We start from the raw sequence: 9,416 nt of genomic DNA, 5'->3' as shown, positions 1-9,416 counted from the left end.
TACGAGTAAAACACTTTTCTCATAATGACTATGATGGGGTTGGTTGTGGCATTTTAACAAAATTAGCATTTAAGAACAGGAACGTTCGTTATTTAGATTATAAGCGAGTAGATGAGGAAGTTCAGACGTTTATTACCAATGGCTCTTACAAGAAATATGATGTTGTTCTTATCACAGATATTTTTATTAGTGAGGAGAACTGTAAGGCGTTAGATAAGTTACACAAGAATAAGGAAATCATTGTCATTTATATTGACCATCATTCAACAGAGAAGCGACCATGGATTCTTGAATACGAATGGGCTTTGATTGAATCAGCGACCTCTAAAACGAGCTTTTCTAAACCTGTAGATGAAAGAATGGACGCTAAAACATCTGCTACATCATTATTGTTTGAATACTTCATGTCTCAAAATGTAAAGTTCAATGCTAATCTAAAGGCTGTTAAGAAATTTGTTGAATCTGTTCGAAGATATGATACTTGGGAATGGCATAAAGTGTATGATGATATTGAGCCCAATAGATGGAATGCATTGCTATATTTATATGGTCGTAAGAAATTTGAGGGATTAGTATTGGAGAAACTACAAACAGAATATAAGTTTAATCAATTAGAATTAACAATTATTCAAATCGAAGAAAAACGAATTGAAAATTATATTAATGGTAAAGAACAAACAATCATTGAAAAGAATATTTTGGGACATTCAGCAGGAGTTATTTTTGCGGAACAGTATCATTCTGAATTAGGAAATGTTTTAGCTGAAAGAAGACCTGATTTGGATTTTATCATTATTATTAATCCATCTCGAACAATTAGTTATCGAGGTGTAAGAGATGATATCCATATTGGAAATGATATTGCTTATGTATTCCGTGGAGGTGGACATCCACAATCAGCAGGTTCTCCAATTGATAGATACTTGGTAAATACATTTATTGATATGCTATTTGGAGAGACGCAAAAAAGAGAGAATTATCCTTTATTGGAATAAGTAAAAATGCAGTAAATCTAAAAATAGATTAAAAATAAAAGAACTCTTTAGATATAAGGATTCTTGAGTATTTTTCGTGTTTTTATAAAAACATAACTAAGGATTCACTGCAAAAGTGTTCTGCAAAAGCTTATTATCATTGGCTTTTGTATAAGGGGTATAAAGGGAACTAAGTGTTATTAGAAAAACCGTTCTAATTAACTATGCTATTGAGATATGAAAGTATAAAGGGAACTAAGTGTTATTAGAAAAGCAATCCGATGGCATTGCAACAAGCTAAGGTACATACTTATATAAAAACTTCATGTTATTCTCACTAAATTAACTTTATATTTATACTAAGCATGAAAAAAGAAACAGATATAAATTAAAAAACTCACTGAATGATAGTGGGTTTTTATTTATCCCTGAGTAGTTATAGCTTATATATAAGCTATCTAAAATAAAGAGATAGATTATAAAAGAGGTATTGCAAATCAATTATTTAAAAAGGGGAGTTAATAAAATGAATAACAAAATGTTTGATGTAGAGAAAATCATTGCAACTGTTAAAGAAATCGGTATGGAAGTAGAATTTAATTTGGATAATCATGGATTTTATTTTACGTTAGAGAATGGTGAGATACAAATTATTTCGTATGATGATGTTGTAATGGGCCTAAATTTATTAGATAAACTAAACAAGCTGAAAGAGGATGATAAGTCATTAGAATTCTTTGGTACTATTACATTACAGGAGACATCTTATTTTAGATTTGTAAAGTACAAAGAACAAGAGAAGGTTCATGTGTGTGCAAATTATAAAAACGATAAGATTGAAGAGTTTGAATCATTTAATGTAATGGAAAAGAAGTTAATGAAATGGATATTAGATATCTTTGAACTAAAGGAATGTTGTACATGCAAAAGATTGTATAGTAGAACATGTATAGGTTATGAAGATAACTTATGCGAAGAATGTTATTGGGAAGAGCAAGAAATATTAGAGGGGATGGAAGGTGAAGAGGAATAAGAACGGAAAGTAATAGATATGTAATATTATTTTATTATTTATATAATAAGAGAAGATAAATAAAAAGGAGTTTTATTCTATGAAAAAAAGTAACCAAGAATTATTACATATATTAGACTATGTGTTTGAGCATTATATTGATGCGGATATTACTGATGAAACAAGAGAAGAAGTTAAATCAGGATATAAGCAAATTAAGGGTATGATAGAACAGGCTGATAAACAGGAGTTTCTGCGAAGTGTGATTGACGGAAAATGGTTTCAAATAAAAACAGAAAATAAACGAGTTTTCCTTGTAAAGATACAATTGGTTCATCCTGTGACATTAGGTGGTATAGGTAAAGAAAGAGAGTTAAAAACTTTATGGTTATCAAAAGAAGACCCTGAAGCGATGGCATTTAGCGATGTAAAAGAAAGTTCTTTTGAGTTCAACGAAGGAGTTTTAACAATCCATGAAGCATCATCTTATAATTTTGGTTCGATGGAGCCTGGTGATGATTGTATTTATGATGAAAATGGAGTGTTAGATGAATTTAAACTACAGAATGTTGTAGTTAGAAATAGTCGAGATGGTTTTGTTTATGAACCGGAATTTATTGAAGTGTGGAATAGATTAAAAGAATCTAATCTTGATGGGATTCCTGTATTAAAAACTAACTAATAGGATAGTAAAAAGTGTGAATATATATATAAGAGCAGATAAAATGTCTGCTCTTTCTTGTGTTTATGCAATTTGTTTTAATTCATGAGAGTTGTTCCATGAATATACATAGTCATCATCATTCTCTTTAAATCCCATTCTCATCCAGAATGATTCTGCTTCAGATAAAGAATAGAGTAATAGTGTTTTGCTTGCAAATACACCTTTTAAAAACTGAACGATAATATTTCCTATACCTTTCCCTTGATGTTTGTTTGCCAAAAATAAATTTTCGATGACTACAGTGTTCTCTTCATCATGAAAGAACGATAAATCAAACGGCATGTCATCTTCTCCATAATTCTTTTGAAATAGCATAGAATTGTATTGTTTTAACTGAAGAAAGCCAATGAATTTTCCGTTTAAATAAATCACTGAAATATTTTTAGATGAAACATCTTCCATAATCCTTCTTTGTATAAACTGAAAAACCTCTTTATCAAATTCCAAATCTAAATTTAAAAGTTTTAATGAGAGTCTTCCTTTTGTAAATGAATGAAAATTATGGTTGAATACATAAGTCATGATAGTGTCTCCTTTTTATAGAATCTAAATGATTACCTGTTTTATAAGTTCTATAAATCATATGTATTTATAAAAAGAAATATAAAAAAAGACCCCGAAAAGAAGAGTCTGTCTGTTGGTTGTTTTTCTTATAGTTCTGTATGAGTGATGGTCCCTGTTGAGTTTTTTCCGCTTCTATATTCAGTGGTATTGCTTTCACTAAATGCTACCTGTGGTTGACTGTTTTCTGGGAGAATATATCGGATAGAAAAATCGCCATTCTCTAAGTGTTTAATAATGAGTTGTTTTTCTTTTACATCTGGTGAACTGCAAATGTCGATATAATAGTTAAATTCAGAAAAAGTAAGATATCCGTAATGTTTCATCTTGTCATTATCTGTAGATTTTGTGTCATTGGTTAATTCGTATGGAACTAAAAATTGATAAGTTCTTTTGTCTTGATTATCCGAAATGATATAAGAATGCTGAATGTCTGTATAAGTTCGCTCTTTCCCTTTGGGAATTGTGTCTAAAACTTTACGAGTTAACTCACGAGTCATTTTATCGTACTTTGTATAATTGTTTATTTCTTTTTCTGCATCGTTAGATAGGTCATCTCCGCATCCACTAATAAGTAAGAGGGATAGGGTTGAAATGGCTAAAAATAAGGATTTTCTTTTCATTGTTTTAAATCTCCTTTGTTAGATTAATGGATACGTGTTAATAGCATGGGTAGTTGCTATTTTTCCGTTTGAAACTGTATATTTGAGTGTTTGCGTAGAAGTGAGTAGCTTCTCATCTTTTTCAGGAACCAGATATTGAACAAAATATCGAGATTCTTCAATTCTTTTAATTATAAGCTTTCTTGCAGTTGCTTCTTTTGAAACAAGAATATCAATAAATGCTTTGGATTCATTTACTGTTAATTCTGTGTAATGCTTGCCTTCTGCTTTATCTGTTTCTTTTGCTTCTCCCGTAAAATCATAAGGAACTAAGAATGCGTATGTTTTTGAACCATCTGAGTTTACAATTGCTGAAGCGTTTTTCACATCTGGAATTTCTTTGGTTTCTCCTATAGCAATACTATTCAAAATAGCTTTTGTCATAGTCGCTGAAATGTTTTCAAATTTTTGATATGTAATATCCTTTTTCTCTTCAACAGGTGGCTTGTTATCTATCTCGGTGGAGATAGAATCACATCCGTTCAGAGCAAGTAATGTACCAATTGAACAAGCGTATACCATCACTTTTTTTAGATGCATCATATTTCCCCTTTGTTTTTTATTGACTATAGTTAATATAATATCATATAATTCAGATTGAATACATAATGGATTTAAAAAACAGAAGATAAAAGGTAGGGAAATACGATGAAAGAATTAGGAAGGTATTTTTATCAGGTGTTTAGAAAGTCAGTCTTTGAATTAAGTAAACGTGGATATACGACTACTGCTTATAAGGCAAATGCAGAATATAAGAGAAGCCCAAATAAATTCCCATTTATTGCTCCCTCTACACTGTATGTATTAGTGGGAACAGAGGATTCAAGAGATAATAGTTGGATGGAGGTAGGAGTCGCTGAACAGCCGTTTATTGAATTGCTTTCTTATGTGATTACATCAAAAAATAAAAAGAAAACATTTATGAAACTATTAAAAAGATTAGATAAAAAACCAACACCAAATAGATTTGTAAATTTACTACATTTTTTTAAAGCTCTAAAATTTTCATATGAAAAAGAAACGGGAAGTTTAGAAGAATTTGAGATTTTACAGATTGATAATGTTGCAATGCATAACCAAGCCAATGCAAGTGTTGTTCGCATGAAATTAGAGAAAGAACAAGCGTTATATCAAGCTTGTTTAGATAAAGCGGAGTTTCACAAGCGAAATATCAAGATGTATGAAGCAAGTTTATTGAATGGGGTTAAAGAATGAATATAATTCTATTGATATAATACCGATAAACTTTTGATTTCTACTTAACAAACATTAATGTTATTTCTTACTTCGGCAAAGATACCTCTACTTTTATGAAACCCTATAGCTAAATTGTGACAGGTACTATTGAAAACTTGAAACGTTATAGCTATATGGTGGCTACAACTCTTGTATTCGAGGGTATAAGATATAGGTTTCATTATAAACTCTTATGTTATTTCTATAATAAAAAGAAAACATTATAGAAGGGAAGGGATACTATGAGGAAATCACCTGTTGCAACAACATTGAAGTGGGTTACATTTGGAGTAGAAGCCTTTTTTGCTATTCCGATTGTAGGTGGAACGTTTATCTTGAGCTTCTTATGGATACCACTATTTATTGCTTTGCTTTTACATATTGCAACAATTGTCATGTGTAAAAAGGAAGGGGCTTCGATTGGAGGTAATGTGGTAGGTATTATTGCATCTGTTTTAGGAGCCATTCCATTCTTAGGTTGGCTATTACACCTAATGACAGCAATCGTCCTATTGATTGAATGTATTAGAATGTCAAAATCAGAATAAAGCATGAAAAAAGCAGGCTGTGATTTAATTTCATAACCTGCTTTTTTGTAGTGAATGATAAAACTACATTTCCATCATTCTTAACAACTCTGGTTTCTTACGCCAGTTTATCTTTTTAATTGTACCTTCTTTTGTATCAATCTTGAATAAGAAACCTTTGTTTGCTTTAAGCTTATCACGATATTGATACATAACTGCTTCTAACCAACTAACATCTTCATCTGCAATGATATGTGTTGCACACATTGAACACATCCAGTAAAAAACATGTTCTTCTTCTTTAAAAGCTTTTGTTAATCTTTCTTTGTCATGAACCTCGAAATCATCCATATGAGACTTCATTACCTTTTTTACGATAGCTTCCATTTTTACGAATAAATTTTTCATTATAAAACGCTCCTCTAAAAATAATTTAAATAAATACCTGGCTTTTATAGTCTATTTATTTTATGCAAATGAGTTTTCTTTATAAGGATTACAATCATTTTTATAAAAAGAGAAAAAGAAAAGTAGAATAAGAAGAATTTATAAATTAGGTATATATGAACGTATAAAATGATAAAGGGGAGATTAAAATGTTAATAGTGTATGCGTCAAAAACTGGAAATGTAAAAAGATTTGTAGGAAAGACAGGGTTAGAAACTGTGCAAATTAGTGACGGATTACTTGTTAATGAAAAATATGTACTTATCACTTACACAACTGGTTTTGGTGCAGTTCCAGAAGAGGTATCAGCCTTTTTGAAGAAAAACAGTAAGAGTTTAGTAGGAGTAGTAGCAAGTGGCAATCGAAATTGGGGAGATATGTTCGGAGCAAGTGCAGATAAGATTTCAAAACAATATGGGATTCCTGTATTGATGAAATTTGAAATGTCAGGTATAAATAATGACGTAGAGATGTTCAAAACAAAAGTAAGAGAAATATCTCATGACGTTTTACAAGAAGCGGTTTAAGAAAAAGACTTCATTCTCTTTTTAGGAGAAGAAGTCTTTTTTATATTGAACAATTAGCTATTAATGAAATTCTTAATTTTCTCTACGGACTCTTTCTGATAAACGGTAATACTGGCAGTTGAGTATTTGTGTTTTCGAAGATATTTCTTATCTATATCTATTATAGATGAAATGGAATTCACTAACGATTCATAAAAAAGGGGCTCAGAATTAATAGTCAAATATCCCCGTTTGGATGCAAAGCTCGAAGAACCTTTTAGGTAACCTTTTAGAAAATGTTCTAAATATTTTTCTTCAAGAGCAGGAAATGTCATGTCACTTCTAAAATTTAACCCTAATTTTTTAAGAGAATTATACAATTTTAAAGAACAAATTCTATCTTTATAACAATTATCTGCGGAGACATAAAGCAATTCTTCTGTCTTTTTGTTTGTCAAAGCCTGAAATATTTCTTCTAATATCGAGACTCTATCTTTTTTTACAACCATGGATAAGGAATAAGATTTGTAGTGCTCCAGTAAGTTTCCAGAACTAAATACCAACCCTAATATATAAGCTTTATAAGCTGAGTCAATTTCTTCAAAAAACTCTTCATCGACTTCATATTTTCGAGAGGATTCACTATATGAGCGAATTTCAACTCCTGCGTCATTTAAGTAATTCAATATGGCTTGTCTGGATACACCTGTCTTATCGCTAATATAAGTCAAGTCATATCCTTCTTCATATAAAGATTTAAAAGTAGGTAGTAAATGCATCAACTCTTTTTTCCGACCTTGCATCTCTACTCCTTTTTCAGTACGTAGGATTTTGCCAACAGATACAGCCGAAACGTTGTATTTTTTGGCAATAGCAGATTTGCTCCATCCTGATAAATAAAGTTCATACCATTCATCGGCATATTTCTTATGAGGAGCCTTTTCTCTAAATGTAACGACACCAGTCAGATGCTTTCCTACAGTTGCTTTCGACACACCATGTTTTTCACCAATTTTCCGAAAGGATGCTCCTGCTTCGTATTCTTCTTTCCATATATAGATTAATTCAGCCGTTATATCCTTTTTTGTCATACTTTCAACTCCTGGTATACATCACTAATTAACTTTATTCATATAACTACACAATAAAATCATCACATTATCTGAGATTAATCATAATGCATTATAACTCCTAATTCAAATACATAGAATACAGAGATTATACAAAACAGGTATTTTAAAAATTTGATAAAACAGGAGATGTTTATTTTATGGTAACTTTATTTCATTGTTCAAATCGTGTATTTGATGAATTTAAAATCAGTAAGGAATTAGCGGTATATAAAGAATGTGAGCTAACAGAAGGCTATGGTATTTATATGACTGAAAACTTTTCAGTAGCAAGTCATTATGGGGATTTTGTTTATTCAGTTGCTATAAAGGAAGAAGATGTTTTTGATAGTACATCAAAAGAGGAAGTACAGAATTTATTAGATAAGGTAGAAAAAGAGGTTAGAATCAATTTAGCTGATTATATGGATGTGGATGATGTGATTTTGGAAATTTTAGAAGGTGAAGCATCTGTCAGAAAGTTGTATAAAGAGTTGAATTTGCGATTAGATAGTAATGAATCTTTCTTTTCAGATTTTGAAGACAGAATCACATATGAATCTGATTGTATTCAACGACAAATTGAAGATGTTGTAATAAAAAATCTGAATAAGATAATTAAATATTATAGTAAGACACAGGGAGACGTGTATATTTGTCATAAGAATCCAGAGGTTTTAGAGATTGTTAATATGCAAGAAAAAAAGCTTATTGCATAGAAAAATTGGAATTAAAATTTAAAATATATAATATGTAAATAAAAAAGGCATTCGCTTATTGCGAGCCTTTTTTGTTTTGCGTTCAGGTTTTCATCCCTTATTTTGCATGTATAGAACAAAATACATGATTGCCAATTGTCGTTACATATGCTCTTGTACGTTCCATCCAGTTATGAGGAGCGTATCGTGGGTCATAGAAGTATACAGTACCTTTAGGTAAATTCCTTACACCTTTGTCAAATACTTCTGCTACTGCACGTTTTGTTTCTTCACTTGGCGTTCGTTTGTAAATAGCACCATCCATCCAAGGAGAATACTGTTTAGGAGCTTTAATGACTTCCATCACTGTATCAGGAAACTCTGTTTTATCGTCTACTCGATATGCAATTGTTGTTGCAACAGCTACTTTTCCTTCATATGGCTCATCGGCCGCTTCAGCTTCTACTAACTTTTCTAACCAATAACGTTCGTCTTCCGTCATCTCGATAGAAGCGCCTTTATTAATAATAGTAGTCTTTGAAACTTCTTTTTCTTTTAGTTGAGTTTCAGAGATTTGTTCTTGCTCTACAGCTTGTGTTTTTTGAACTTGTTTTTTCTCTTGAACTACTTTTTTATCAACTTTTTCAACATTTTGATTTTCTTTTTGCTCTTCAATATGTTGTTCAGGCTTTGGAACCTCTACATTATCGGTTCCTTGAGTGGTATCTTCGGGTTGTTGTACTGGTTGTGGTTCAGTTTGTTGCACTTCTGGAGCAGGTTCAGGTGGTGGAGGTTCAGGTTTTTCATGATTAATATCACATTCAACAGGAAGAGGCTTTACCACCTCACACCCCTCGATAGGCATATATTTTTTAACCATATAATCCTCGATAATATCTTTACCTTCATCACTAATCTCGCAACCTTCTATAGAAGTATGTTTTTGCGTAAATGTTTTCT

13 protein-coding genes are annotated in these 9,416 nt (G+C 31.1%); 7 read left to right on the top strand and 6 right to left on the bottom strand.

Translation table 11 applies throughout. The features are described from left to right. The 3 genes from MR160_RS31535 to MR160_RS31525 all read left to right on the top strand — a co-directional run. On the top strand, window positions 1-995 hold a 995-nt coding region (locus MR160_RS31535; RefSeq protein ID WP_242299016.1), incomplete at its 5' end, for a DHH family phosphoesterase. A gap of 505 nt (window positions 996-1,500) precedes the next feature. Continuing rightward, window positions 1,501-2,007 carry a hypothetical protein gene (locus MR160_RS31530; RefSeq protein ID WP_242299015.1) on the top strand — a complete coding sequence of 169 codons (507 nt, stop codon included), beginning with the start codon at window positions 1,501-1,503 and terminating at the stop codon, window positions 2,005-2,007. A gap of 79 nt (window positions 2,008-2,086) precedes the next feature. Further along, entirely contained in the window at window positions 2,087-2,668 is a 582-nt protein-coding gene (locus tag MR160_RS31525; RefSeq protein ID WP_000749492.1) for a hypothetical protein, read from the top strand. Window positions 2,669-2,731: 63 nt separating this feature from the next. Here the strand turns inward: MR160_RS31525 and MR160_RS31520 are convergent, their stop codons facing one another. From MR160_RS31520 to MR160_RS31510, 3 genes are all read right to left on the bottom strand, one after another. After that, window positions 2,732-3,232, bottom strand: coding sequence for a GNAT family N-acetyltransferase (locus MR160_RS31520; protein ID WP_242299014.1), 501 nt, complete (start codon window positions 3,230-3,232; stop codon window positions 2,732-2,734). A gap of 128 nt (window positions 3,233-3,360) precedes the next feature. Further along, window positions 3,361-3,894, bottom strand: a complete 534-nt coding sequence (locus MR160_RS31515) for a hypothetical protein (protein ID WP_242299013.1) — start codon at window positions 3,892-3,894, stop codon at window positions 3,361-3,363. An 18-nt stretch (window positions 3,895-3,912) separates the two neighbouring features. Continuing rightward, complete coding sequence (locus tag MR160_RS31510) at window positions 3,913-4,473, bottom strand: hypothetical protein (RefSeq protein WP_098297312.1); 561 nt, start codon at window positions 4,471-4,473, stop codon at window positions 3,913-3,915. A gap of 108 nt (window positions 4,474-4,581) precedes the next feature. Between MR160_RS31510 and MR160_RS31505 the strand changes: the two genes are divergently transcribed. Together MR160_RS31505 and MR160_RS31500 are read left to right on the top strand one after the other, a co-directional pair. Continuing rightward, the gene (locus tag MR160_RS31505; RefSeq protein ID WP_242299012.1) at window positions 4,582-5,148 is read left to right on the top strand and encodes a hypothetical protein; all 567 of its coding nucleotides are present in this window, start codon (window positions 4,582-4,584) and stop codon (window positions 5,146-5,148) included. Window positions 5,149-5,411: 263 nt separating this feature from the next. Further along, window positions 5,412-5,717 carry a hypothetical protein gene (locus MR160_RS31500; protein ID WP_242299011.1) on the top strand — a complete coding sequence of 102 codons (306 nt, stop codon included), beginning with the start codon at window positions 5,412-5,414 and terminating at the stop codon, window positions 5,715-5,717. Window positions 5,718-5,780: 63 nt separating this feature from the next. Here the strand turns inward: MR160_RS31500 and MR160_RS31495 are convergent, their stop codons facing one another. Continuing rightward, entirely contained in the window at window positions 5,781-6,104 is a 324-nt protein-coding gene (locus MR160_RS31495; protein WP_242299010.1) for a hypothetical protein, read from the bottom strand. 188 nt (window positions 6,105-6,292) lie between these two features. Here MR160_RS31495 and nrdI point away from each other — a divergent pair, with 188 nt between their 5' ends. Further along, entirely contained in the window at window positions 6,293-6,670 is a 378-nt protein-coding gene (gene nrdI, locus MR160_RS31490) for a class Ib ribonucleoside-diphosphate reductase assembly flavoprotein NrdI (protein WP_242299009.1), read from the top strand. A 53-nt stretch (window positions 6,671-6,723) separates the two neighbouring features. Here nrdI and MR160_RS31485 read toward each other — a convergent pair whose 3' ends face one another. Further along, window positions 6,724-7,740, bottom strand: a complete 1,017-nt coding sequence (locus MR160_RS31485) for an endonuclease (RefSeq protein WP_086877736.1) — start codon at window positions 7,738-7,740, stop codon at window positions 6,724-6,726. 179 nt (window positions 7,741-7,919) lie between these two features. Here MR160_RS31485 and MR160_RS31480 point away from each other — a divergent pair, with 179 nt between their 5' ends. Beyond that, window positions 7,920-8,477 carry a hypothetical protein gene (locus tag MR160_RS31480; protein ID WP_098297318.1) on the top strand — a complete coding sequence of 186 codons (558 nt, stop codon included), beginning with the start codon at window positions 7,920-7,922 and terminating at the stop codon, window positions 8,475-8,477. Window positions 8,478-8,574: 97 nt separating this feature from the next. Here MR160_RS31480 and MR160_RS31475 read toward each other — a convergent pair. After that, window positions 8,575-9,416 (bottom strand): cell wall hydrolase (locus MR160_RS31475; protein ID WP_242299008.1); only part of this gene is annotated, 842 nt, incomplete at its 5' end.

Origin of the sequence: Bacillus cereus group sp. BfR-BA-01382 (assembly GCF_022663475.1) — a bacterium.
Taxonomy (GTDB): Bacteria; Bacillota; Bacilli; order Bacillales; family Bacillaceae_G; genus Bacillus_A; species Bacillus_A thuringiensis_S.
Note: the sequence above shows the minus strand (reverse complement) of the source record. Positions and strands in the feature narration are given on the sequence as shown.

Coding starts and splice junctions, on each gene's coding strand:
- MR160_RS31530 (WP_242299015.1), top strand. CDS start 1,501: ATGAATAACAAAATGTTTGATGTAGAGAAAATCATTGCAACTGTTAAA.
- MR160_RS31485 (WP_086877736.1), bottom strand. CDS start 7,740: ATGACAAAAAAGGATATAACGGCTGAATTAATCTATATATGGAAAGAA.
- MR160_RS31495 (WP_242299010.1), bottom strand. CDS start 6,104: ATGAAAAATTTATTCGTAAAAATGGAAGCTATCGTAAAAAAGGTAATG.
- MR160_RS31505 (WP_242299012.1), top strand. CDS start 4,582: ATGAAAGAATTAGGAAGGTATTTTTATCAGGTGTTTAGAAAGTCAGTC.
- nrdI (WP_242299009.1), top strand. CDS start 6,293: ATGTTAATAGTGTATGCGTCAAAAACTGGAAATGTAAAAAGATTTGTA.
- MR160_RS31525 (WP_000749492.1), top strand. CDS start 2,087: ATGAAAAAAAGTAACCAAGAATTATTACATATATTAGACTATGTGTTT.
- MR160_RS31500 (WP_242299011.1), top strand. CDS start 5,412: ATGAGGAAATCACCTGTTGCAACAACATTGAAGTGGGTTACATTTGGA.
- MR160_RS31480 (WP_098297318.1), top strand. CDS start 7,920: ATGGTAACTTTATTTCATTGTTCAAATCGTGTATTTGATGAATTTAAA.
- MR160_RS31520 (WP_242299014.1), bottom strand. CDS start 3,232: ATGACTTATGTATTCAACCATAATTTTCATTCATTTACAAAAGGAAGA.
- MR160_RS31515 (WP_242299013.1), bottom strand. CDS start 3,894: ATGAAAAGAAAATCCTTATTTTTAGCCATTTCAACCCTATCCCTCTTA.
- MR160_RS31510 (WP_098297312.1), bottom strand. CDS start 4,473: ATGCATCTAAAAAAAGTGATGGTATACGCTTGTTCAATTGGTACATTA.